This window comes from Ruegeria sp. CG3 (assembly GCF_056537205.1).
The window spans coordinates 763,531-786,983 of sequence record NZ_JBQFRC010000001.1 but is presented as its reverse complement, the minus strand read 5'-3'; the positions used below and the strand labels follow the sequence as shown (position 1 = coordinate 786,983).

The following is a 23,453-nucleotide window of genomic DNA, read 5'->3' as shown; positions in this document are numbered from 1 at the left end:
CTGAATCTGCTATCCCAGAACGCCTATCGAAAGGTTCTGATACATGCCCCACATCGAAGTGACCAGTATCGCAAACATACCGATGACCTGCGTCGCCAGCCGGCACCGATGCAGCGCCTTGGACACAGCTTCAATCGACAACTCCTGCCGCCGCAGGTTCCGGGCCACCCGCAGGCTGTTTGCGCCGACAAGAACCATCGGGAACAACAGCAGGAACACCGCCTGGGCGAACTCGACCTGATAGTAAAACCCAAGTGTCGCCAGCCCCGCGAACAGGAAACAGCACAGCGCAAGGATCACGACCCCCGAAACGTCGGCAATGTAGAGGATGCGATTGGTGTTGATCCGCACGATGTCCAGCAGGTCGGTCTCGGCCTGGCCTCCGACGCGGCGGGCGCGCACGACCAGATCATAGGGAACGCCCATCACCCAATGGCTGGCTGTCGACCACAGCACCGCAAGCGCGATCCAATACCACAGATTCGAGAAACTGCGCATGTCGATGAGCTCGAAGATCGTGGAGTACCAGTCCAAACTCGGTCCTTTAATTCAAAATTCTCAGGCGGTTCTATCGCAACGGCGCGGCTATTGGTACCCTTGAGACCTGTGCAAATTCATGCCACCCAATGCGCGAATGTTCAAGGAGAACGCGCCATGAAACCGACAATCGCCCCCTACCCCCACGGCCGCTTTCGTCGCGCCCGCCAGTCCGAGGCGATCCGGGGCCTGATGCGCGAGAACACCCTGACCGTTGATGACCTGATCTGGCCGGTGTTCGTTCGTGATGGCGAGGGCATCGAAGAGCCCGTGCCCTCAATGCCCGGCGTGGTGCGCCGCTCGGTCGATCTGATCGCCAGGGCCGCAGCCGAGGCGCAGGCTATGGGCATCCCGGCGATCTGCCTGTTTCCTTACACCGATCCCAGCCTCAAGACGCAGGATTGTGCCGAGGCGTGGAACCCCGACAACCTGTCGAACCGCGCCATCCGCGCGATCAAGCAGGCCGCGCCCGAGATCGCGGTGATGACCGACGTGGCGCTGGACCCCTACAACATCAACGGCCACGACGGATACGTGGTGGACGGCAAGATCGTGAATGACGAAACGGTCGAGGCGCTGGTCAAGATGACGCTGGCCCAGGCCGAGGCCGGAGCCGACATCATCGGCCCGTCCGACATGATGGACGGCCGGATCGGCGCGATGCGCCAGGCACTCGAGGCCGCCGGCCATCACGACGTCATGATCCTCAGCTATGCCGCGAAGTATGCCAGCGCCTTCTACGGACCTTTCCGCGATGCGGTGGGCGCCTCGGGCGCGTTGACCGGCGACAAGAAGACCTATCAGATGGACCCGGCCAACTCGAACGAGGCGCTGCGCTTGATCGAACGCGACCTGACCGAGGGCGCCGACATGGTGATGATCAAGCCCGGCATGCCCTATCTGGACATCTGCCGGAGGGTCAAGGACACGTTTGGCGCACCCACCTATGCCTATCAGGTGTCGGGTGAATACGCGATGATCCAGGCCGCGGCGCAGAACGGTTGGATCGACGGCGAAAAGGTGATGCTGGAAAGCCTGCTGGCCTTCAAACGCGCGGGCTGTGACGGCATCCTGACCTATTTCGCACCGCAGGTCGCCCGGCTTCTGCACGGCTAATCCCGCGGGACTCCGCGATTTTTCGCCGATCGGCCGGCCTTGGCCTGCCGGTTTTCCCGTGACACCCGACGCCGTTCGGCGTATTCTTGCACACAAGACCGGGACCACCCGGCTTTTCAGGCACATCGACAGAGAAAAAGAAACATGAGCAGTTCCAACACACCACGACTGAGCCGTCGCGGCTTTGCCTTTGGCATGGCCGGACTGACCCTGACCGCCGCTTGCGGCAACGGCGTCGGAAACTCGAACGCGGCAACGATCGATGCCCGCGTCGATGCCACGCTGACCGAGATGTATACCCGCTACCCGAACACCCAGGAAATCGCCAACAAGGCCAACGGGATGCTGGTCATGCCGCTGATCACCGAGGCGGGCTTCGTCTTTGGCGGTGGCTACGGAAAAGGCGCCTTGCGCATCAATGGCGCGACGGTCGACTACTACTCGGCCGTCAAAGGTACCGCGGGGCTGCAGATTGGCGCCCAGCAATATGCCCATGTCCTGTTCTTCATGACCGAGGACGCCCTGAACGATTTCCGCCGCTCAAGCGGATGGACCGCCGGCGCGGACATTGGATATGTCGTCAGCGACCAGGCGGACCAGTTGTCGACCGACCTGACTACCCTGCGCAAACCTGTGCTGGCGGCGGTCTTCGGTCAGGCTGGGCTGCAATTGGGCGCGACGGTCGAGGGCATCAAATACACGCGCATTATTCCCTGACCCCCTGCCCCCCCTCAAGAAAACTCCGTCACTGGCCAATGCCGTGGCGGAGTTTTTCGTTTCAGACGCAGATTCCGCGGCGCGGCCTCTTTCGGTCGCCAGAGCCATGAATTAACCTTCGCCTGATCTGCAAATTCAAATGGTGCGCTGCTGATGGGTGTCGTCTTTCGCTGGTTGATGCGTATCGCCTCGGGTCTGGTCCTGCTGACCCTCGCGGCGATCGGTCTGGTGTATTTCCTGGCCAGCCAGTCGCTGCCTGACTACGATCAAACGCTGCAGGTCAAAGGCCTGAACGCCCCAGTCGAGATCGTGCGCGACACCGCCAACGTGCCTCACATTCTGGGGCAGACCGACCCCGACGCGTTCTTCGGTCTGGGCTATGCGCATGCCCAGGACCGGTTGTGGCAGATGACAGTCATGCGCCGGACCGTGCAGGGGCGCCTGTCCGAGGTTTTTGGCCAGCGGACCGTGCATATCGACAAGCTCATGCGTCGACTGGATCTTTACGGGCTGGCGCATCAGTCCTTCGAGGTTCAGAACGATTACACCAAGGCCGCTCTTCGCGCCTATGCCGCGGGTGTCAATGCGCGGCTGGACGAAATCAACGAAAACGCCTTGGGCCGCGGCGCGCCCGAAATGTTTTTGTTCAACGCACCGGTTGCTCCTTGGCAACCTGGTGACAGCATAGCCATGATCAAGCTGATGGCGGTTCAGCTGTCCGGGCACTTGCAGGACGAAGTGCTGCGGGCGCGCACCTCGTTGATGCTGAACGATCCGCAGCGGCTGTCAGATATTCTGCCCGACGTGCCTGGCGCGGGTATTGCAGCGCTGCCCGAATATGCTGCGTTGTTTCCCGACCTGCCCCGCTATGCCGCCAGTTCTGAACCCGCGGCCGCATGGCTGAACCCGGTCCCGCAGCGCGGGTTGGCGGGTGCCTCGAATGCATGGTCTGCGGCTCCTTCGCGTTCGGCCACCGGTGGAACCCTGTTGGCCAACGATCCGCATCTGGGCCTGACTGCTCCGGGGATCTGGTATCTGGCAAGGCTTGAACTGGCCAAGGGCGGCGTGATCGGCGCCACCATCCCCGGCATTCCGGCGGTTATGTCCGGCCGCAGCGACCGGCTGGGATGGGGCCTGACCTCTTCCTATCTGGACGATCAGGACGTGCATATCGAAAGAGTGAATCCCGACAACCCCGAGGAATACCTGACGCCCGAAGGCTTCAAACCCTTCAAGTCGCGCCCTTCAATCATCGAGATCAAGGACGCCCCACCGATCACTCTGACTCTGCGCTGGACCGAGAACGGCCCCGTCCTGCCCGGCACCCATTACAACCTGGAAACCATCACACCGCCGGGGCATGTCGCCTCGCTGTCCTGGACGGCGCTCAGCCCGCGCGACACCTCGATCAGCGCGTCGATGGCGCTGATGAGCGCGGATACCGTGCGTGAAGCGATCGAAGCTGCCGAGCGGTTCATCGCACCGTCGCAAAACCTGTCGGTGGTCGACAAGACGACCGTCGGCATGAAACTCATCGGCGCAATGCCCAGCCGCGACCTCAACAACCAAAGCCGCGGCCGCATCCCGACGCCGGGCTGGATCGCGGCAAACCGCTGGCAGGGGCGTCTGCCCTATTCCGACAACCCCGAATTCGTGGCCCCCGCCGGCGGCGTTCTGGGCAACACCAACAACAAGATCATCGACCGGCCCTTCCCCCTGCATGTGTCCTATGAATGGGGCGATACGCAGCGCGTCCATCGCTGGGAATTCCTGATGCAATCCCGCGAGGTGCACACCCGCGACAGCTTCATCGAGGCGCAGCTGGACACGGTCAGCTTCACCGCGCGGTCGCTGCTACCGTTGATCGGGGCCGACCTGTGGTTCACCGGCGAGGCCGCGCCCGAAGGCACCCCCGAACGCCAGCGCCAGATCGCCCTGACCCTGCTGGCCGAATGGAACGGCGAGATGAACGAGCACCTGCCCGAGCCGCTGATCTACGCGGCCTGGGTCCGCGCGCTGCAAAAACGCCTGATCGCCGATGACCTCGGGCCGCTGGCCAAGGAATTCAAGCATGTCGAGCCCCTGTTCATCGAACGCGTCTTCCGCGACATCGACGGGGCCTCGGCCTGGTGCGACGTCCGGCAGAGCGCACCGGTGGAAACCTGCACCGACATGGCCCGGCTGGCCCTGGACGATGCGCTGGTCTGGATCTCCGAACGTTATGGCAGCCAACTGGAATCCCTGCGCTGGGGCGATGCCCACCAAGCCACCCATGACCACCCGGTGCTGGGCGAGGTTCCGGTGCTGCGCTATTTCGTCAACATCCGCCAATCGACCAGCGGCGGCGACAACACCCTGCAGCGCGGACGCACCTCGGGCGAAGGGCCGGACCCGTTCCAGAACGTGCACGGCGCGGGCTATCGCGGGGTCTATGACTTTGCCGACCCCGACAGTTCGGTCTTCATCACGGCCACCGGGCAATCGGGCCACTTCCTGTCGCGCTATTATGACGATCAGGCGCAACTGTGGCGCCGGGGTGAGTACATTCCCATGTCGCTGGACCTGGATCTGGCCCGCGCCGCCGCCGTCGGGACCACCCATCTGATGCCGCAATAGGCAGGTTTTCGGCGGACCCCCGCCCCTTTTTTGCCGCCCCGTGGACGCGGCCCCGTGGCTTGGCCTACCATTCCGATGCGCCCGGACTGCAGCGCGAGGGGGAAAATCATGGCCAGTTTGCGCGATACCCTGAACAATCTAGCCCGCGACTATGCCATCGCCTGGAGCTCGGGTGACGCCGATGCCGTGGCCGAATTCTTTACGTCGGACGGGCAGATCACGATCAATCGCGGCGACCCCATTGTCGGGCGGGCAGCCATCGCCGACATGGCGCGCGGGTTTCATACCGACTTTCCCGATCTTGAGGTGCGCTGCGACATGCTGCGATGGGCCGGTCCCCACGCCATTTTCGTGTGGACCCTTGAAGGGCACCACGCCCGGACCGGCAATGCGGTGATCACGCGCGGCTGGGAAGAATGGGAGCTGGATGCAGAGTACAAAATCCGGTCGTCGTTGGGCTGGTTCGATGCCGACGACCATCAGCGCCAGATCGAAGGGGCCTGACCGTCAGAGACCCGCGAACTGATTGGCCTGCTTGTCGGTCCACAGAACGGTGATTTCGAACCCGTCCTCGGTCTGTTTTTCGCCGCGCACCACGTCCTGCCGGAATAGCCAGGCGCGTTTGTTGCCGTCGGCAAACCCCAGTTTCAGAATCTCCTCCCGGCGCACGCCCCGCAGGGTCGTGGCGATCTCGGTCAGCAGCAGATCGATGCCCTCACCGGTCACGGCCGAGATCGGGAACACCGCCGGATCGCGCTCGGCCCGGGCCTGCACGGCCTGCCGGTCTTCGTCGGACAGCAGGTCGATCTTGTTCCAGACTTCAAGCTGAGGGCGGGTATCGTCCACACCCAGCGAGGCCATGATCGTGCGCACATCCTCGGCCTGCTCTTCGGTCTCGGCATGACTGATGTCGCGCACATGCACGATCAGGTCGGCGGCCAGAACCTCTTCAAGCGTGGCGCGGAAGGCCGCGACCAGTTCGGTCGGCAGGTTCGAGATGAACCCCACCGTGTCCGACAGGATCACTTCGGGTCCGTCGGGCAGTTCGATCCGGCGCATGGTCGGATCCAGCGTGGCAAACAGCATGTCCTTGGCCATGACTTCAGCCCCGGTCAGGCGATTGAACAGCGTAGATTTGCCCGCGTTGGTGTAGCCGACCAGCGCCACGATCGGATAGGGCACCTTGGCCCGCGCGGCCCGGTGGAGCGTCCGTGTCTTCACGACCTTCTGCAGTTGGCGGCGCAGTCGCACCAGTTGATCGTCGATGGCGCGGCGGTCGGCCTCGATCTGAGTTTCCCCGGGACCGCCGACAAATCCAAGCCCGCCGCGCTGGCGTTCAAGGTGGGTCCAGGCACGCACCAGCCGCGTGCGCTGATAGCTCAGCGCGGCCATCTCGACCTGCAGCACACCCTCGCGCGTGCGGGCGCGGTCCGAGAAGATCTCCAGAATCAACCCCGTCCGGTCGAGGATCTTTACCTTCCAGGCCTTTTCCAGGTTGCGCTGCTGAACCGGGGTGACCGGCCCGTCAATCAATACCAGCTCGATCTCGTTTTCGGCAAAACGCGCGCCCAGTTCCTCGATCTTGCCGCTGCCGAACAGCAGGCCGGGCTGCGCCCGCGGCAGGCGCACGATCTCGGACCCGACCACATCCAGATCGGGCAAGGCGGCAGCCAATGCCACCGCCTCTTCCAACGCCGGAACGGGGTCGCGGCGTTGATCATCTGACTTGATATCGGGATGCAGCACCCAAGCCCGGGTGCGCCTCCGGTCATGTTCCATCAAGAGGCGTCTTCGCCCTCATACAGGTTGATCGGCTGCGACGGCATGATGGTCGAGATCGCGTGCTTGTAGACAAGCTGCGACTGTCCGTCGCGGCGCAACAATACGCAGAAATTGTCGAACCAGGTGATGACACCCTGCAATTTCACGCCGTTGATCAGGAAAATTGTAACGGGAACCTTTGCTTTCCGTACATTGTTCAGGAAGGCATCCTGAAGATTCTGTCTGTCCGAAGCCATATTTTGTTATCTCGCCGTTGTTCTTGCTTACGCGCTGCGGACCAACGCGCTCCCTCCGCGCGAGTATGGAGTGACGCGCAGAGATATTCCAGATGAAAAATCAGGCAGTAACGTGAAGGCCCGAATTGGCGGTTCAATCCCGCCACAGGGCCGGAGTGATCAACGCGATGATCGCCAGAGTCTCCAGCCGGCCGATCACCATGCCGGCGCACATGGTCAGCTTGGCTCCGGCCGACAGATCGATCAGACGGATCGGCAGATCGGTGGCCAGTTCGATCAACGGACCGGTCGTGCTCAGCACCGCGACGCTCAGCACCATGGCGCGTTCGAACCCAACCCCTTCGGCAGCGAGAACGACATCAAGCAACGCAAGCGTCAGCGCGAACATCATCAGAAAGACCCACGCGATGAACGCGCCCTGGCTCTGGATGCGGCGGTTGCCACCGCCTGCCCCGCTTACCGATGACGGGTGGATCAGCCTGTCCAGTTCACGCGCGCCATTCAGGTACAAGGCATAGACCCGCAACAGCTTGACCCCGCCGGCGGTGGTGGCGACCCCGCCCCCGATAAGCGCAAGCCCCATCAACACAAGCCCCGGTGTTCCCAGGCCGGACAACTGTTGCGCGTCGTTCCAATAAGCGCTTTCGAACCCGGCCGTCGTCAGGAACGACATCACCGTGAACAACATGCCCCAGATGACGTTCAGCGTTTGCAGGCCCGTCACCTGCCCGCCGATCTCGGCAACCCCCGCCAGCACTCGGAAGACCAACAGTGCCGCCACGCCGACGACGATCATCAGGCCGATCCGGAATTCTGGATCGTGGTCCAGCCGGGAATAGCCCGTTGTTGCGGTGTCCTTTGAAAACGTCAGGCGGGACAAGGCAAAGAACAGGAACAGAAACAGGATGGCCTCGCCGGTGATCCCGGCGGTGGATCCTTCCAACCCGCCCACTGGCGATATGCCGGACGTGGCCATCACCGACATTGCGTGGCAAATGGCCGTCAGGCCCTTTTCTCCGGCGATCAACAGCAAGACCCAGATTACCGCTGTGAGGCTGGCATAAACCGGGGTCAATGTCGCCGTCACACGGAGCAGTCGCCCCCGCGGGTCGACCCTTTCGCTCTGGGCTACGCCAGAAACCGGGCGGCCCGGTTGTCCGCGCGCGGTAATCTCGAACCCGCCCAACGACAGAGGCGCCAGGATCGCAGCCGCCGAGATCCACATCAGCAGCCCACCCATCCAGCCGACGAGTGCCCGCCACAGGTGAACCGGCGCCGACAGGCGCTCGGGGTCGGGAAACAGGTCCGCTCCGGTGGTGGTGATGGCGCTGACCATGTCAAAATAGGCGTTCAGAAAGGTCGTGTTCCCCAACGCGTCATGGACCGGAACGGCCAGAAACAGCGGCAATACCGTCAACGAGCCCAGCAGGACAGCCAACTGCCCCAAGGTTCCGCGCCGCGGTTGCCGGCTGGCCGTCGCCAGACCTACGATCGTGACCAGAAACAGCCCAACCAAACCCGAATAAAAGAACGACCGCGACGTTGGATGGTCATCCAAGGCAAGGGCGTAGATCGCCGGGACCCACATCGCCAAGGACACAACCGCCGTGATCAACAGAAACAGCGGCAGCCGCCGAATTACGCTGATTTTGGGTGCGCGGGCGACAGCCATCAGAAAAAGTCGATCGAAACCTGCATCAGGCGTTCGACCTCGGGTACATCATTGGCCATTGCGAAAATCGCAACCACGTCCTTTTCGTCAATCCGCAGACTGCCAGTGGGCCGCAGGACCTCGTCGCCCTTGCGCACGGCGCCGACCAAGACGCCTTCGGGAAAGTCGATGTCGCGCAGTTTCTGCCCGGCCATTGGCGAGGTCGACAGCACTTCGGCCTCGATCACTTCGGCCTCGGCATCGCCGATCGAATAGACCTGTCGCACCCGGCCATGCCGGATATGGCGAAGGATCGAACTGACGGTCGTGGCCCGCGGGTTGATATAGGCGTCAATCCCCAATGGCCCCATCAAGGCCACCATGCTGGGGTCGTTGATCAGCGCAATCGCCAGCGGACAACCTTCGGCCTTGGCCCGTACCGCAGCCAGCATGTTGGTCCGATCGTCATCGGTGACGGCCAGCATCGCGTCCGCGCGCTCGATCCCCGCTTCGCTCAACAGCGCGGAATCCAGGCCGTCGCCGTTCAGAACGATCGTACGCTCCAGCGACTCGGCAGCCAGTTCCGCACAGCGCCGGTCACGTTCGATAACCTTTGCACGGATGCGGCCCTCGCGTTCTTCCAGCGTCCGGGCGACTTCAAGGCCGACGTTTCCGCCGCCCACAATTACCACGCGATCCTGCTTCTTCTGTGATTTACCAAAGACCTCCATCGTACGATCAACGTCTTGGACACTGGTAAAGACATAGCATTCGTCACCGACGAACAATTGGTCCTCGGATTCCGGCGCGAACAGCGTTCCGTCCCGGCGAATACCCACCACGATGGCGCTGAGCGTTGAAAACAGGTCTGTCAGTTGGCGCAAGGGCGTGTTGACGATCGGGCAATCCTCGGCGATCCGAATGCCCAGAAGCTGCGCCTTGCCATCCATGAACAGTTCTGTGTCAAAAGCCGCAGGCGCCGACAGGCGGCGCATGGCTGCGGCGGCCACTTCACGTTCGGGGCTGATCACCACGTCGATCGGAAGATGGTCGCGGCGGTACAGGTCGCGATGGATCGCTTCGAGGTAGGATTTCGACCGCAACCGCGCGATCTTGCGCTGGATCGAGAACACCGAATGCGCCATCTGGCAGGTGACCATGTTCACCTCGTCAGAATGGGTCGCGGCGATGATCATGTCGGCGTCACGGGCTCCGGCCCGCTCGAGCACGTCGGGATAGCTGGCAAAGCCGGCGATGCCCTGAACGTCCAGCGTCTCGGTCGCCCGGCGTACCAGGTCAGGGTTGTTGTCCACAACGGTGACGTCATTCAACTCGCCCGAAAGGTGCCGAGCAATCTGCCAGCCCACCTGGCCGGCGCCACAAATGATGACCTTCATGCCTTTGGCCTTTCTGCCTGAGCGTTTTGAATGACAGATGCCCACAGAGCGGTCAATCGAATTGTCATGACGGCCTGTGTGATGCAAGATAAGCGAATGAAAACAGTGCTTCGATTGCTTGTTCCCCTTGCCCTGCTGGCCGGATGCGGGCCGTTGTCGATGTATTATCGCGAAGGCGAAAGCGTCTCGCGGATGCAGGCAGAAACGACCGAATGCCAAGTGCAGGCGCTGAAGGATGCACCGGTTGCAAACCAGGTGCGCCAAAGCCCGCCCACCTATTGGCCGGGCCGCACCTATTGCGACGGGCGCGGGCGATGCTACCGCACCGGAGGATGGTGGGAGCCGGGCCGCGTTTACACCGTAGATGTAAATCAGGGGCTGCGAAACACGGTCGAGGCGCAGTGCATGGCCAAGAAGGGCTACCGCCCCATCAGCCTGCCGCCCTGCAAACAGTCGGTCAAGTCGGGCGTTCCACCGACCCGAACAACCGTACTGCCGCCATTGGGCACGGCCTCTTGTTTCGTCAAATTCGACGACGGCTCATTCCAGATCATCACGCCGGGGTTGCCGGGATGACCGGCTGACTTCAGGCCAGATCGCCAGGCGACGATCGCCGGCGGAGTGACAGGAACAGATGTGCTGCGATGGCGGCTGCATAGAATACAAGTACGGCCACGAACATCGAGCTCTCTCCGGCGCGCCAAAGGATAGCAAGCAGAACAGGTGTGCCCAGCAGGTTGCCCGCATTTCCCATCTGCGCCATCGCCCCATAGCTCAGCGCCTGATCCCGGACCGAGCCATTCAGTTGAGGAACCGCCGCGAAACTGCCGCCCTGTACCAGGCCCAACACCGCAAACAGCGCAATGCCGACAACGGGCAGAGGCGCTCCGAAAAACAGCAGGGCAAGGGCAGCCATCCCGGCCGCAAAACCAAGATTTACAACCGTGACCGCGGTCAGGAAAGTCAAGAGCACGGGCACCGCGACCCACGACAGCACGATTCCTGCCAGCGGCATCAGACTGGCTACAAGAACCGACTGATCCTCGGGCATACGGCCGGGCAGGATCGCCAGCAACGACACGAAGGTCAGAGTGTAGAAGAACCATCCGATCGCCGGTGCTGCCATGCGGGGCGAGCGGTAGGTTTCAAGATGCGTCTTCAGGATGGACCCCAGCCCCCACCCCTGCCGTTCCGTCGCGATGGGCGGAACCTTTGGCGGAAACACGGCGACCAGTCCTGCAATCAGCGCCATCAGGAACCCGTGGCCCATGAAGAAATCCGCCAATCCAAAACGCTGGATCATCGGCAGACCGAACCAAGCGTTCAGCGCAAAGGCAACTCCAAAGAAAGAACTCCACAAAACCATGGCGGCATTGCGCGCGGCTCCGCGTGTGATCTGTGCGATCAGCGTCGGAGCGGCAACCACGATCGCCAGATGCGAAACGCCCTCGATGATCCGGCTGGCCAGCATCACTTGAAAGCTAGGCACGGTGGACTGGAACACCGATACAACGCCGCCCAGCAGCAAACCGAACACCAGCAGGCGGACCGGTCCGAACTGCGCGGTAATGGCGCCTGACATGGCCCCCAGAACGGCGCCCATCAAACTGATGATCGACAACAACCAGCCGATCGAATCCCCATAGCCTGGGTACAATGCACCGACCGCGTCGAAGGCAACGGCGATCTTGGCGAACTGCGTGGCCGCGCCCAGTCCAGCCACCCATAACAGGATCACCTGCAGGAATATGCGAAAAGATTGAGTCACACCCGCGTTCTACCCTCGGCCTCTGGCGAGGTGAACGCATATATTATGCGGCGCGTACGCGCGTGCCGCTGACAAGGCGCACTGGGGTTCCATCGGCCAGATACAGCCGCTCCCATACAATTTGGCCTGCGCTGATGGTGATCTGGTCGTGCACGGCCTGAGAAGTAATGAAAGCCTTGGGATTTGGCACTTGCAGGTCCCACCAACCCTCGTCCGTCAGCTCCATTTCGGCCTGGCGGATCTCGTCGGTCGCAAACTGCCACAGCGACACCCCCAACAACGAGTGCTGGCTGGCTGACCAATCCCGTGCGCGGCTGGGTGAATAGGCCAGACAAACATGGCTCGCTTCGTCCACCAGATGGAGACAGGCTTGCGAACTGCCGACAAGCCGCTTCAGTGCTGCATCGTCGGCGCGGTGATACGAAAGCGCCGTGAAAACCGCAGCTTGTTGTTCAGGGCTTGGGGTCTGGACCCCGTTTTCCCAGCGCGACACCGTGGCCTGATCGACCCGCATCACATGTGCAAGCGCCGACTGCTTCATCCCGGTGGCCCGCCGAAGCCGTTTGACACGACGACCAAAGGCGGGAAATCCCTGCTGGATCATCGATAGCGTCATAGCCGGGCGCCTCCCGTTGACCTGCCCCGGCCCCTATTCCGCCGGTTCAGGCTCGTCTAGTTGCGCCACCCGCGCGCCCGACTTGTTCGACGTGACTACACCCAGCGATTTCAGCTTGCGGTGCAGGGCGCTGCGTTCCATTCCAACGAAACTGGCCGTGCGGCTGATATTGCCGCCAAAGCGATTGATCTGGGTCAGCAGATACTCACGCTCGAACGCCTCTCGTGCCTCGCGGAGTGGCAGCGTTGCCAAAGCGCCCGACAGCACGACCCGGCCGGAATCGTCGGCCTTTTCCTCTTCATTCGGCAATTCCCGCGCTTCGATCGGTCCGGTGCCATCACCAAGGATCAAAACCCGCTCGACCAGGTTCTTCAACTGGCGCACGTTGCCGGGCCAACTCATGGTCTGCAGCAGAGCGACGGCCTCTTCCGACAACTCGCGCACGGGGAGGCCTTGGGTTTCGTTGCACATCTCGATGAAATGCTTGGCGAGGACAGGAATATCCTCGCGCCGTTCTTCCAAAGACGGCACCGCAATCGGGACGACGTTGAGGCGGTGATACAGCTCTTCGCGGAACCGGTCCGCGGCAATCTCGGTTTCAAGGTCGCGGTTAGTGGAAGAGATCACACGCAGATCGACACGGACGTTGTCCGAGCCACCCACCCGCTGAAACTGCTGATCGACGAGGACACGCAGGATCTTGGACTGCGTGCCCAACGGCATGTCGGCAACCTCGTCGAAATAGACCACACCGCCATGGGCCTGTTCGAGCAGACCGGACTCAACGCCACGCTCGGCGGATTCACGGCCGAACAGCACTTCTTCCATGCGTTCGGGCTCGACCCCTGCGCAGTTGACCGTGACAAAGGGCGCGTTCGCCCGGTTCGAGTGCGCATGAATGTAGCGCGCGGCGATTTCCTTGCCCGATCCAGCAGGACCACGCAGCATCACCCGACCGTTGGATTTGGTCACCTTGTCCAACTGGCTCAGCATCGCGCGGAACGCAGCCGACTTGCCGATCATGTCGGAATTGCTGACTTCCTTGCGCTTGAGCGAGGCATTCTCGCGACGAAGGCGCGAAGTTTCCATCGCGCGGCGGATCACCACCATCAACTGGTCGATGTTGAAGGGCTTCTCGATGAAATCATATGCCCCCTGCTTGATCGCCGCGACGGCGATTTCGATATTTCCGTGCCCCGATATGATCACCACCGGAACATCCGGATTGTCGCGTTTGACCGCCTTCAGAATGTCGATTCCATCCATGCGGCTGTCCTTGAGCCAAATATCCAGGATCAGCAGCCCGGGTGGTTCTGCGTTGATCGCGGCCATGCACTCGTCCGAGTTGCCGGCCAGCCGGGTGGAATATCCTTCGTCCTCCAGAATGTCGGACACCAGTTCGCGAATATCGCGCTCGTCATCTACGATCAGAATGTCACTCATCTTTGGCCTGCTTTCAGTGTTTTGGTTTTAATTGCCTGCTTTTGCGGCGCTGCGACCGGGGCCGTGTTGGCCTTCGGCAACCGGATCACGGCCATTGCGCCAAAATGGTCCTGTCCGTCGAACACGGGCGCATCCTCAAGGGTCAGCGTACCGCCGTGTTCTTCAATGATTTTCTTGACGATGGGCAGGCCCAGGCCAGTCCCTTCGTCGCGCGTGGTCACATATGGCTCGAACAGCCGCGCCCGGTCTTCGGGCAGCCCGATGCCGTTGTCCGCGATGGTAATCAGTGTTCCGTCGTCATCCGTGGACAGGCGCACCTTTATCTGCGGGCTGAGGTTGTCGGGCGGACCCTTCTTTTTCAGGGTTTCGATGGCTTCGCCGGCGTTCTTGATCAGATTTGTGAGCGCCTGGTTCAGCATCGTCGCGTCCACATCGGCCAATACTGGCTGGTCCGGGATCTCCGCGTCGATCTGAACGTCTGGCTGACCGGCCTGCTGCAGCAGAACCGCCTCGCGCACCAGGCCCGCGATATCTTCCTCGTGCCGGTCGGGCTCGGGCATTCGGGCAAACTTCGAGAATTCGTCGACGATCCGGCGCAGATCGCTGGTCTGGCGAACGATCACGTCGGTCATGGATTCAAGGCTGGCGCTGTCCTCTTCATCCAGTTTCCGCGCGAACTTCCGCCGGATGCGTTCGGCGCTCAGCTGAATGGGGGTCAGCGGGTTCTTGATCTCATGCGCGATGCGGCGGGCCACATCACCCCATGCCGCCATACGCTGGGCGCTGACCAGATCGGTCACGTCGTCAAAGGCGACCACGTAACCTTCCAGCCTGCCGTCCTCGCCGCGCCGGGTTGCCATCCGGACCAGCAGGTTTTCCAGCTGTCCCTTGCGGGTGACCTTGATTTCGTCCTGAATTGCTTCCTGGTTGCCTTCTTTCAGCGCTTCGAACAAAGGCAGGAACTCGGGCACGGCGATGCCGATTGCCAATTGTTGCTCATGGCCCTTCCAGTCCAGCAAGCGCTCGGCCGATCGGTTGACGAATGTCACCTGACCATCCGGATCCACCCCGACAACGCCAGAAGTCACCGAGCTGAGCACCGAGTCGAACAGTCGGCGGCGGCTTTCGATCTGGCGGGTGTTTTCAAGCAGCGTACCCCGCTGCGCCTTCAATTGCCGGGTCATCTGGTTGAAATAGCGCCCCAGCATGGCGATTTCGTCGTCGCTGGCCTCCTCGATGACCTGCACGTCCAGATCACCGGCCCCGACCCGCTGCGCGGCGGTGGTCAGACGACCAACCGGGCGCGAGAGCCGCTCGGCGAACCACATACCCAGCGAAACGGCCGCCAAGATGAGGATTACCGCAAACCCCAGATACAGCAGCCCGAACTCGAACAGCACCCTGCCCCGTTCGTTTTCCAACTGTTGATAGAACTGCGCGGTTTCCTTGGTGTCATCCAAAAGGGTCAACAACTGGCCATCTACGGCGCGACTGACATACAGGTATCGGTCCAGATAGGCGCGCAGCGGCACCAGAGCGCGAAATTCGTTGTTGGGCCAGTCCGCGATGATCAACAGACCCTCTTCTCGGGCCTGCTCCAACTGCTCGGGTGTCGGCGGTTCGTAGTTGAACAGATAAGACCTGTCTCCGCGGGCCCGGATTTCACCACTGCCGTCAATCACGTAGGCTTCGCGCAGTCCGCGCTGAATCTGTGCCTGCCCCTGGGCCAGCACCTCGCGCAGCTCGGCATCCGAGATGTAGAAGTCCAGCTTGCGTGCATTGTCAAGAAACCGCGCAAGAACCGTGGCATCCTGCGTCAGACCCTGTTCGTGCTCTTGTTCATAGGCCTCGGCGGCCGTCAGCGAAGATCCGACCACCTGCCTGACCCGGTCCGAGAACCATCCCTCAAGCCCGATATTCACGGTCAGACCGGCAAAAATCGCAACCGTCACCGTGGGCACCAGCGCCAACAGCGTGAACGCACCGATCAGCCTCAGGTGTAGGCGAGAGCCCGCCGATTTGGCCCGGCGCGCCGCAATAAGATTGCCCAACTGCCCCAGAACCAGGGCCGCCACGACCAGAATGTAGACAAGGTCTGCCAGCAGAATCAGCCGAAGCGTGGGGGCATTCGCACCCAGGTCAAACGGCCCGATTACAAGGTAGGTCGCAAGGGTCAGGACCGGCCCCAACACAACCAGCCCCAAGGTGCCGAAATTGCGCAGTTTCCGGGACTTACGCCACCGATTCAGGGATAATGCCGGCCGTTTCTGTGCCCGGGATACCACCGTCTGCCCTCATCCTGATGTGCCGCTTTCGCGGCGTACCGCCATATGTCGTGGTCTTTTCCGGGGCTGTGCCCGGATGCCACGGTTTGTGTGGCGAGATTACATCAGTTTGCGCCGACGTGTCACCTGAATATCGAGATCAGTGATTTTTTTGCGCAGCGTATTCCGATTTATCCCCAGCAAATCGGCACATTTTGCCTGATTTCCTCCGGTCGCATCCAGCGCGATTTCGATCAGCGGAGCCTCGACCTCGCGCAGAATGCGCTGGTACAGACCCGGTGGCGGCAGCATGTTTCCATGAAGGTCGAAGTAACGACGTAGATGCCGCGCAACCGACGAAGACAGCTTCTCTCGTTCGCTCCCGCTCAGCAGTGGTTCGGCCTCGGGCTGACTGCCCAAGACGGCCTCGACCTCGGACTTGGTGATTTCGTCGGATCGGCTGGTCAGGCTCAGCCGCCGGATAGCGTTTTCCAGTTGCCGCACGTTGCCGGGCCAGGAATACCGGCGCACAAGTTCGATCGCGTCAGGGCCCAACCGCCGCTTTGTGCCGTTTTCGCGTTCTTCGCGGGCCAGAAAATGCTCGGCCAGCAACAGGATGTCGTCGACCCGCTCGCGTAGGGCTGGCACATGGATGGTGGCACCGCAGAGGCGGTAGTAAAGGTCCTGCCGCACCCGCCCGCTTTCCATCGCCTCGGTCAAGTCCGACTGGCTGGTCGCCATGAAGCGCGGAACGTGGTCGCCGGGCGTGTCCATCATCCGCACGATCCGAGCCTGGATTTCATCGTCCAGGTCTGCAATTTCGTCGATCAGCAACGTACCGCCGCGCACCCGTGCCATGACCCGGGCCGGACCCTCCAGGTCGCGCAGGTCTGCTGCAGTAGCAGTCACAAAGGGCAGTGTCCGCCGGTCTGAGAAATCGTGAATTGCCCGCGCAATCAGAGACTTGCCCGTTCCACTTTCACCTGAAATCATTACCGAAAGATCGGTGTTCATGACCCGGGCGACCAATCTGTACAGGGCTTGCATCACCGGGGTCCGGCCGACCAATGGCAGCTCGTCGGGGCGGTCTTCGGATGTGTCCGCGGGTTCGATCTGAACACGTTGCTTGCGGTCCAGAGCCCGGGCGGTGCGCTTCATCAGATCCGGCAGGTCGAACGGCTTGGGCAGATAGTCATAGGCATCCGCCTCGGCCGCCTGGATCGCCGTCATGATCGTGTTCTGGGCCGAGATCACGATCACCGGCAGGCCCGGCCGGTCCTGCGCGATTTTGGGCAGCATTTCCAACCCGTTGCCATCGGGCATGACCACGTCCGAAATCACCACGTCGCCCTTGCCCTCGCCGACCCAACGCATCAGCGTCGTCAGGGACGAGGTCGCATGCACCTTGCAGCCCGCCCGCGTCAGGGCTTGGGTCAGAACCGTCCGGATCGTTCTGTCATCATCTGCAACCAGTACCGTGCCATCCATCTGGTGTTCTCCTTGATTATTCTTTGTCCTGCCCTGCCTCGCGCGGCGCGCGGCGCAGCGACAGCCGGAAGACTGTCCGCCCCGGTACCGACTCGGCCGTGATCCAACCGTCGTGGTCGGACACGATTTTGCTGACCAGCGCCAAGCCAAGGCCGGTGCCGTTTTCCTTGCCGGAAACGAATGGGTCGAAAATATCGCCGCGGATATCCTCGGGCAGGCCCGGGCCATCGTCGATGATCTCGATCTGCAGCGGCAACGAGTGGCCCGAACCGTCACTGCGCCGCAGACGGAAGGAATGTTCAAAATAGGTGTGCAGGCGGATCGTTCCGCCCTCGGGGCCAGCGGCCTCGGACGCGTTCTTGAGCAGGTTCAGAACCACCTGCAACAGCTGATCCGGGTCACCATAGGCCAGTGGCAGCGAGGGGTCGTAATCCTCGATGATGGTCATGTCCGCGCCAAAGCCCAGCAGAGCCGAGCGGCGCGCACGGTCCAGAACATCGTGGATGTTGACCGGCTTGAACTCGGGCCGCGAGAGGTTCCCGAACTGCTCGACCTGCTCGAGCAGCTTCACGATCCGGCGGCTTTCGGCCACGATAAGATCTGTCAACTCAAGGTCTTGCGGGCCGATATTCATGCTCAGCAACTGCGCGGCACCGGTGATCCCGGCCAGCGGGTTCTTGATTTCATGCGCCAGCATCTCGGCCATGCCGATCGCCGATTGCGCCGCCGATTTGACCGTGTTGCCGCGGGTCATGCGGCTGGCCAGTTCGCGCGGCGAGACGATCATGATCATCGACCCCGGATGCCCCAGCAGCGGCGCGATCTGCAGCGCGCATTGCAGCGGCGCGCGATTGCCCGAGCCCACGTCCACGTCATTAACGAACAGCGGCGTTCCCTGCTCGCGGGCGCGCGTGAACGCCTCTTCCAACGGCGCGTCCACGGCGATCTGGTCCCAGACCGGATGCCCGACCACCGATTTGCGTGAGGCGTTCAGGAACCCCTCACCCGAGGAATTGACGTCGGCGATGCGATCCTCGGGGTCGATGATGAAGGCGGGAACCGGTAGCGATGCCCAGATGACCTGATCCGAAATCATGCTGCCACCTCGGCATTTTCCGTCAAAGCGTCGCCGATCAGCCGCAGAACTTCGGCCGGATCGCGCGAGGTCAGGACAGCGCGGCGCAGCGACGCAGGCGTTCCGGCCTCGTCCATGTACCAGCCCAGATGCTTGCGTGCGACACGCAGCCCCAGATCGGTGCCATAGAACCCCAGCATCGCTTCGTAATGCGCCCGCACCATGTCGGCCAGATCGTCGCCCTCGGGAACCTCCGGCGCTGGCGTCCCCCACAGCTCGTGCGCGATCTGCGCAAGCAGCCACGGTTTGCCCTGCGCGCCGCGGCCCACCATGACGCCTTCCGCGCCCGACTGCTCCAGCGCTGTCTGCGCACGCCCGGGGCTGGTGATGTCGCCATTGGCCACGACCGGAATGCTGACGGCATCCTTGACGGCGCGGATCGCGGCCCAGTCCGCCTCGCCCTTGTAGAACTGACAGCGCGTGCGCCCGTGGATCGTCACCATCTGAATGCCGGCCTCCTGCGCCCGCCGCGCCACGTCCGGCGCGTTCAGCAGCGTGTCGTCCCACCCCAGCCGGGTCTTGAGCGTCACCGGCACCTCCACCGCGTCCACGACCGCCTCGATCAGGGTGAGGGCGTGATCGGGCGTCTTCAGCAGGGCCGAGCCGGAATAACCGTTCGTCACCTTCTTGGCCGGGCAGCCCATGTTGATGTCGATCACCCGCGCGCCCCGGTCGGCAACCTGCCGCGCGGCCTCGGCCATCCAATAGGCGTCGCGCCCGGCCAGTTGTACGGCGGTGTTTTCCACATCCGCCGACAGCTCGGCCCGTTCGCGCACGCCGGGCTTGGCCTGCACCATTTCCTGGCTGGCGACCATCTCGCTGACCACCATCCCGGCGCCGAACCGCATGACGAGGTCACGAAAGGGTCGGTCGGTGATTCCGGCCATCGGCGCCAGCAGAACCGGCGGGGTCAAAGTTTTCTCGGCAATGCGCAGCGTCAACGTGCCTAATCCTTGAGCAATTGCGGTTTTCATATCGAATCCGGGGCATATGAACAACAAATCCGCGACCAACAAGCCCGCAAAATCATCATATGCCTATTTTTTAATCAGCTTACCGCGAGTGATTGCCTCTGCTTTCACCGCCGCCTAAACACGGAAGCCAAACGAAGGTCGGAAATTCAAACATGACAACCGCCGCCATCATCGTCGCCGCCGGGCGCGGCCTGCGCGCCGGAGGGGGCCAGCCCAAGCAGTGGCGCCCCTTGGCCGGGCGGCGTGTGGCCGACTGGACGATCGAGCGGATCAAGGCGCAGGTGCCACTGGTTGTGCTGGTCCTGTCCCCCGACGACCCCGAGGCTTGGGCGGAATTCGCCGACAGCGGCCTGATTCTTGCGCCCGGCGGCGCCGACCGCGCAGAGTCCGTGCGCAACGGGCTGCAGGCGCTGGCCGATCGCGGCGTCAGCAAGGTTGTGATCCATGACGTGGCTCGGCCCTGTGTCAGCGCGCGGATCATTGGTGACGTGCTGGCGGCCCTCGACACCCACGCCGCCGCGGCGCCGGGGCTGCCGGTCACCGATGCGCTGTGGACCGGGGCCGAGGATCGGGTAACCGGCACCCGAGATCGCGCGGGCCTGTTTGCCGCGCAGACGCCGCAGGGGTTCCGCTATGACGCCATCGTCGCCGCGCATGCGGCGCATCCCGGCGGGGCCGCCGATGATGTCGAGGTTGCGCGCGCCGCCGGACTTGACGTGGCCATCGTGCCGGGCGACGCGGACAATCTGAAAATCACACGGCCCGAGGATTTTGTCCGGGCCGAAAGGATATTGAGGTCAGACATGGATGTAAGGCTGGGCAACGGATATGACGTGCACCGGTTCGGGCCGGGCGATCACGTGATCCTGTGCGGCGTCGAGGTCCCGCATGATCGGGGGCTGCAGGGCCATTCCGACGCGGATGTGGGCATGCACGCCGTCACCGACGCGATCTATGGCGCGCTGGCGCAGGGCGATATCGGTCAGCACTTCCCCCCGTCCGACCCGCAGTGGAAAGGCGCCACCAGCGAGATCTTTTTGCGCCATGCGGTGGATCTGGCCGCGCGCATGGGCTTTCGCATCTCGAACGTCGACTGCACGCTGGTCTGCGAGTACCCCAAGATCGGCCCGCACGCTGCGGCGATGCGGCAGAAAATGAGCGAAATCATGGGGCTGGAGGCCGACCGCGTGTCGATCAAGGCCACCACGTCCGAACGTCTGGGCTTTACCGGCCGCAAGGAAGGCATCGCCGCTATCGCGACCGCCTGCTTGGTGAAACCATGACCCTGGCGCGCCTGATCGGAACCGTCGGCGGGGTCGGATATCTGCGCCCTGCCCCCGGCACTTGGGGTTCGCTGGCCGCACTGCCTTTGGCCTTGGTGCTGCACCTGCTGGGCGGCTTCCCGCTGCTGGCCGTCGCAACCGTCGCCGTATTTGCGGCCGGCACTTGGGCCACGGGCGTCATGACTGCCGGGCAGGACGATCACGACCCTTCAGAGATCGTCATCGACGAGGTCGCGGGCCAATTCATCGCTATCTGGGCCGTGTCTTATCCGGCCTGGGCGCATGACATCGCGGTCACCGCCCTGTGGCCGGGCTGGATCGCCGGGTTTTTGCTGTTCCGCTTGTTCGACATCTCCAAGCCAGGCCCCGTCGGCTGGGCCGACCGTCGTGGCGACCCCTTGGGCGTGATGCTGGATGACGTGATCGCGGGCTTGTTCGCGGCCGTGGGCGTTCTGATCCTGGCCGGGATCTCACATGGAGTACTGGGCTTATGACCGTCGCCGAACTGCTCGACCGCGCCAAGGCGCTGAACGTCATGATCGCCACAGCAGAAAGTTGCACGGGCGGCATGGTCGCCGCCGCGCTGACCGACATTCCCGGCAGCTCGGCCGTGGTTGACCGAGGCTTCGTCACCTATACCAACGCCGCCAAGCAGGACATGCTGGGCGTGCGTGCCGAGACGCTGGAGGCCCATGGTGCCGTTTCTGAAGAGGTCGCCCGCGAAATGGCCGAGGGTGCGCTGGCGCATTCCCAGGCGCAGCTAGCGGTCTCGATCACCGGCATCGCGGGGCCCGGCGGGTCCGAGTTCAAGCCCGAGGGCCGGGTCTGTTTCGGCCTCGCCGTCACAGGCCACCCCACCCTGACCGAAACCGTCGAGTTCGGCGCCGCGGGCCGCGCCAACGTCCGACGCGCGGCGCGGGATCATGCGCTGAAACTGCTGGAAAACGGCCTTTCCGAACTCGCCTAAATTTTTGGCAACCGCCCGGATACGGCGCACTTTTTGTCACCAATTGGAAAAAGGACGCCAAAACAGGCACCTTTTTCGCACCCTGCCTCTTTTTTCCTCGGCCGCCGTTCAGTTGAACCCTCGGCACGTCACTCACACCGCGCCCCTTGGCGCAGCTTCAGGAAAGAGGAGAACGGCCCAATGAACGGAGCCGATACCGCCTGGATCATCGTCGCGACGGCGCTGGTCCTGTTCATGACCTTGCCGGGCTTGGCCCTGTTCTATGGCGGGCTGGTGCGCGCCCGCAACGTGCTGAGCGTTTTCATGCACTGCTTCGCGATCGCCTGTCTGATGAGCATCCTGTGGCTGGTCGCCGGGTATTCGATCGCCTTCGGTGACGGCGGTTCCGGCCTGTGGGGCGGGTTGGGCAAGGCGTTTTTGAACGGCGTCGATGTCGACAGTCTGTCGGGCACCCTGCCCGAGGTGCTGTTCTTTGCCTTCCAGATGACCTTTGCCATCATCACCCCGGCCCTGATCGTCGGCGCCTATGTGGAACGCGTGGGCTTTGGTTTCGTGCTGGTCTTCTCGGGCCTTTGGATGCTGCTGTGCTATGCGCCGGTGGTACATTGGATCTGGGGCGGCGGCATCCTGACCGATGGCGGCATCCTGGGCGAGGTTGGCGTGCGCGACTTTGCCGGTGGCATCGTGGTGCATGAAACCGCCGGTCTGGCCGCTCTGATCATCGCGTGGGTCCTGGGGCCGCGCAAGAACCGCACCACCCCGCCGCACAACCCCGGATACGTCATGATCGGGGCCGCGATGCTGTGGGTCGGCTGGTTCGGCTTCAACGGCGGCTCGCAGCTGGCCGCGGATGGCGGCGCGGCCATGGCGCTGACGGTCACGCATATCTCGGCCGCCACCGCATCGCTCAGCTGGGCGCTGTGGGAGCGGATCAAATACGGCAAGGCCTCGCTGGTCGGTCTGGTCACCGGGACCATCGCGGGTCTGGCCTCGATCACGCCGGCCTCGGGCTATGTCGATCCGGTTCAGGCGCTGATCATCGGCGCGGTTGCCGGCATCCTGTGCCAGGAGGCGGTGAACGTGGTCCGCAACGTGCTGAACATCGACGATACGCTGGACGTGTTCGCCGTGCATGGCGTGGGCGGCATTTTCGGCACCATCATGATCGCCGTCTTCGGCTTGGGCGCCTGGACCACGCAGTTGGGCGGGCTGGTGATCGTGGGTGTCTTTACGTCAGTTGTCACGTTTGTGCTGATCAAGGTGGTTGCGCTTGTCACCCCGCTTCGCGTAGACGCCGAGACCGAAACGAACGGGCTCGACCTGTCGGTCCACGGCGAACGGGCCTATGACATGAGCAGCTAAGCCCACCTTGGCTGGCTCGACTGCCCATCCGGGCATCAAGCGGACCTCTTGGGAGGTCCGCTTTTCTTTTGCGCCAACCCCTCTCGACATCGGGCCGGTCG

21 protein-coding genes are annotated in these 23,453 nt (G+C 62.8%); 9 read left to right on the top strand and 12 right to left on the bottom strand.

Annotated elements, in window-relative coordinates; translation table 11 throughout:
- Positions 1-9 precede the first annotated feature (9 nt).
- Positions 10-534, bottom strand: coding sequence for a component of SufBCD complex (locus tag ACR0NB_RS03945; RefSeq protein ID WP_170442896.1), 525 nt, complete (start codon positions 532-534; stop codon positions 10-12).
- 120 nt (positions 535-654) lie between these two features.
- Between ACR0NB_RS03945 and hemB the strand changes: the two genes are divergently transcribed.
- The 4 genes from hemB to ACR0NB_RS03925 all read left to right on the top strand — a co-directional run bounded on the left by hemB (position 655) and on the right by ACR0NB_RS03925 (position 5,490).
- Positions 655-1,653: a porphobilinogen synthase gene (gene hemB / locus ACR0NB_RS03940; RefSeq protein ID WP_480774991.1), complete on the top strand. Its 999-nt coding sequence runs from the start codon at positions 655-657 to the stop codon at positions 1,651-1,653.
- A gap of 144 nt (positions 1,654-1,797) precedes the next feature.
- A complete protein-coding gene (locus tag ACR0NB_RS03935; RefSeq protein ID WP_093962230.1) occupies positions 1,798-2,370 on the top strand; it encodes a lipid-binding SYLF domain-containing protein in 573 nt (190 codons plus the stop codon).
- A gap of 153 nt (positions 2,371-2,523) precedes the next feature.
- Positions 2,524-4,986 (top strand): penicillin acylase family protein, encoded by a 2,463-nt coding sequence (locus ACR0NB_RS03930; RefSeq protein WP_480774990.1) that lies wholly within the window; start codon positions 2,524-2,526, stop codon positions 4,984-4,986.
- Between the two features lie 108 nt (positions 4,987-5,094).
- Entirely contained in the window at positions 5,095-5,490 is a 396-nt protein-coding gene (locus tag ACR0NB_RS03925; RefSeq protein ID WP_170390307.1) for a nuclear transport factor 2 family protein, read from the top strand.
- Positions 5,491-5,493: 3 nt separating this feature from the next.
- Here the strand turns inward: ACR0NB_RS03925 and hflX are convergent, their stop codons facing one another.
- The 4 genes from hflX to trkA all read right to left on the bottom strand — a co-directional run bounded on the left by hflX (position 5,494) and on the right by trkA (position 10,052).
- The gene (hflX, locus tag ACR0NB_RS03920; RefSeq protein WP_480774989.1) at positions 5,494-6,765 is read right to left on the bottom strand and encodes a GTPase HflX; all 1,272 of its coding nucleotides are present in this window, start codon (positions 6,763-6,765) and stop codon (positions 5,494-5,496) included.
- On the bottom strand, positions 6,765-7,004 hold the full coding sequence (gene hfq, locus ACR0NB_RS03915; RefSeq protein WP_005982826.1) for an RNA chaperone Hfq: 240 nt from the start codon (positions 7,002-7,004) through the stop codon (positions 6,765-6,767). The genes hflX and hfq overlap by 1 nt, the downstream gene beginning before the upstream one ends.
- Before the next feature lie 133 nt (positions 7,005-7,137).
- The gene (locus tag ACR0NB_RS03910) at positions 7,138-8,676 is read right to left on the bottom strand and encodes a TrkH family potassium uptake protein (protein WP_170338373.1); all 1,539 of its coding nucleotides are present in this window, start codon (positions 8,674-8,676) and stop codon (positions 7,138-7,140) included.
- Positions 8,676-10,052 carry a Trk system potassium transporter TrkA gene (gene trkA / locus ACR0NB_RS03905; protein ID WP_093962234.1) on the bottom strand — a complete coding sequence of 459 codons (1,377 nt, stop codon included), beginning with the start codon at positions 10,050-10,052 and terminating at the stop codon, positions 8,676-8,678. Before trkA ends, ACR0NB_RS03910 begins: the two co-directional genes overlap by 1 nt.
- Positions 10,053-10,148: 96 nt before the next feature.
- Between trkA and ACR0NB_RS03900 the strand changes: the two genes are divergently transcribed.
- On the top strand, positions 10,149-10,628 hold the full coding sequence (locus tag ACR0NB_RS03900; RefSeq protein WP_093962235.1) for a hypothetical protein: 480 nt from the start codon (positions 10,149-10,151) through the stop codon (positions 10,626-10,628).
- A 10-nt stretch (positions 10,629-10,638) separates the two neighbouring features.
- On the opposite strand, the gene ACR0NB_RS03895 is transcribed toward ACR0NB_RS03900, so the two are convergent.
- The 7 genes from ACR0NB_RS03895 to dusB form a co-directional block, all read right to left on the bottom strand.
- Positions 10,639-11,820 (bottom strand): MFS transporter, encoded by a 1,182-nt coding sequence (locus ACR0NB_RS03895; RefSeq protein ID WP_480774988.1) that lies wholly within the window; start codon positions 11,818-11,820, stop codon positions 10,639-10,641.
- 43 nt (positions 11,821-11,863) lie between these two features.
- Positions 11,864-12,436 carry a helix-turn-helix domain-containing protein gene (locus ACR0NB_RS03890; RefSeq protein WP_480774987.1) on the bottom strand — a complete coding sequence of 191 codons (573 nt, stop codon included), beginning with the start codon at positions 12,434-12,436 and terminating at the stop codon, positions 11,864-11,866.
- A gap of 33 nt (positions 12,437-12,469) precedes the next feature.
- Positions 12,470-13,879, bottom strand: coding sequence for a nitrogen assimilation response regulator NtrX (gene ntrX, locus ACR0NB_RS03885; RefSeq protein ID WP_170338876.1), 1,410 nt, complete (start codon positions 13,877-13,879; stop codon positions 12,470-12,472).
- Positions 13,876-16,164, bottom strand: coding sequence for a sensor histidine kinase NtrY-like (locus ACR0NB_RS03880; protein ID WP_480774986.1), 2,289 nt, complete (start codon positions 16,162-16,164; stop codon positions 13,876-13,878). The genes ntrX and ACR0NB_RS03880 overlap by 4 nt, the downstream gene beginning before the upstream one ends.
- A gap of 99 nt (positions 16,165-16,263) precedes the next feature.
- Positions 16,264-17,631 carry a response regulator gene (locus tag ACR0NB_RS03875; protein WP_170338872.1) on the bottom strand — a complete coding sequence of 456 codons (1,368 nt, stop codon included), beginning with the start codon at positions 17,629-17,631 and terminating at the stop codon, positions 16,264-16,266.
- Between the two features lie 16 nt (positions 17,632-17,647).
- On the bottom strand, positions 17,648-18,727 hold the full coding sequence (locus ACR0NB_RS03870; RefSeq protein WP_480694466.1) for a two-component system sensor histidine kinase NtrB: 1,080 nt from the start codon (positions 18,725-18,727) through the stop codon (positions 17,648-17,650).
- A complete protein-coding gene (gene dusB, locus ACR0NB_RS03865; RefSeq protein WP_480774985.1) occupies positions 18,724-19,740 on the bottom strand; it encodes a tRNA dihydrouridine synthase DusB in 1,017 nt (338 codons plus the stop codon). Before dusB ends, ACR0NB_RS03870 begins: the two co-directional genes overlap by 4 nt.
- 152 nt (positions 19,741-19,892) lie before the next feature.
- Between dusB and ACR0NB_RS03860 the strand changes: the two genes are divergently transcribed.
- The 4 genes from ACR0NB_RS03860 to ACR0NB_RS03845 all read left to right on the top strand — a co-directional run bounded on the left by ACR0NB_RS03860 (position 19,893) and on the right by ACR0NB_RS03845 (position 23,352).
- Positions 19,893-21,023, top strand: a complete 1,131-nt coding sequence (locus ACR0NB_RS03860) for a bifunctional 2-C-methyl-D-erythritol 4-phosphate cytidylyltransferase/2-C-methyl-D-erythritol 2,4-cyclodiphosphate synthase (RefSeq protein WP_480774984.1) — start codon at positions 19,893-19,895, stop codon at positions 21,021-21,023.
- Positions 21,020-21,517: a phosphatidylglycerophosphatase A family protein gene (locus tag ACR0NB_RS03855; RefSeq protein ID WP_480774983.1), complete on the top strand. Its 498-nt coding sequence runs from the start codon at positions 21,020-21,022 to the stop codon at positions 21,515-21,517. Before ACR0NB_RS03860 ends, ACR0NB_RS03855 begins: the two co-directional genes overlap by 4 nt.
- Positions 21,514-21,990 (top strand): CinA family protein, encoded by a 477-nt coding sequence (locus tag ACR0NB_RS03850; protein WP_170338862.1) that lies wholly within the window; start codon positions 21,514-21,516, stop codon positions 21,988-21,990. The genes ACR0NB_RS03855 and ACR0NB_RS03850 overlap by 4 nt, the downstream gene beginning before the upstream one ends.
- A 180-nt stretch (positions 21,991-22,170) precedes the next feature.
- Positions 22,171-23,352 (top strand): ammonium transporter, encoded by a 1,182-nt coding sequence (locus ACR0NB_RS03845; RefSeq protein ID WP_480774982.1) that lies wholly within the window; start codon positions 22,171-22,173, stop codon positions 23,350-23,352.
- Positions 23,353-23,453: the final 101 nt, after the last annotated feature.

Coding starts and splice junctions, on each gene's coding strand:
- ACR0NB_RS03855 (WP_480774983.1), top strand. CDS start 21,020: ATGACCCTGGCGCGCCTGATCGGAACCGTCGGCGGGGTCGGATATCTG.
- dusB (WP_480774985.1), bottom strand. CDS start 19,740: ATGAAAACCGCAATTGCTCAAGGATTAGGCACGTTGACGCTGCGCATT.
- ACR0NB_RS03890 (WP_480774987.1), bottom strand. CDS start 12,436: ATGACGCTATCGATGATCCAGCAGGGATTTCCCGCCTTTGGTCGTCGT.
- ACR0NB_RS03935 (WP_093962230.1), top strand. CDS start 1,798: ATGAGCAGTTCCAACACACCACGACTGAGCCGTCGCGGCTTTGCCTTT.
- ACR0NB_RS03860 (WP_480774984.1), top strand. CDS start 19,893: ATGACAACCGCCGCCATCATCGTCGCCGCCGGGCGCGGCCTGCGCGCC.
- ACR0NB_RS03870 (WP_480694466.1), bottom strand. CDS start 18,727: ATGATTTCGGATCAGGTCATCTGGGCATCGCTACCGGTTCCCGCCTTC.
- ACR0NB_RS03930 (WP_480774990.1), top strand. CDS start 2,524: ATGGGTGTCGTCTTTCGCTGGTTGATGCGTATCGCCTCGGGTCTGGTC.
- ACR0NB_RS03845 (WP_480774982.1), top strand. CDS start 22,171: ATGAACGGAGCCGATACCGCCTGGATCATCGTCGCGACGGCGCTGGTC.
- ACR0NB_RS03910 (WP_170338373.1), bottom strand. CDS start 8,676: ATGGCTGTCGCCCGCGCACCCAAAATCAGCGTAATTCGGCGGCTGCCG.
- ntrX (WP_170338876.1), bottom strand. CDS start 13,879: ATGAGTGACATTCTGATCGTAGATGACGAGCGCGATATTCGCGAACTG.
- hemB (WP_480774991.1), top strand. CDS start 655: ATGAAACCGACAATCGCCCCCTACCCCCACGGCCGCTTTCGTCGCGCC.
- ACR0NB_RS03850 (WP_170338862.1), top strand. CDS start 21,514: ATGACCGTCGCCGAACTGCTCGACCGCGCCAAGGCGCTGAACGTCATG.
- ACR0NB_RS03900 (WP_093962235.1), top strand. CDS start 10,149: ATGAAAACAGTGCTTCGATTGCTTGTTCCCCTTGCCCTGCTGGCCGGA.
- ACR0NB_RS03925 (WP_170390307.1), top strand. CDS start 5,095: ATGGCCAGTTTGCGCGATACCCTGAACAATCTAGCCCGCGACTATGCC.
- hfq (WP_005982826.1), bottom strand. CDS start 7,004: ATGGCTTCGGACAGACAGAATCTTCAGGATGCCTTCCTGAACAATGTA.
- trkA (WP_093962234.1), bottom strand. CDS start 10,052: ATGAAGGTCATCATTTGTGGCGCCGGCCAGGTGGGCTGGCAGATTGCT.
- hflX (WP_480774989.1), bottom strand. CDS start 6,765: ATGGAACATGACCGGAGGCGCACCCGGGCTTGGGTGCTGCATCCCGAT.
- ACR0NB_RS03875 (WP_170338872.1), bottom strand. CDS start 17,631: ATGGATGGCACGGTACTGGTTGCAGATGATGACAGAACGATCCGGACG.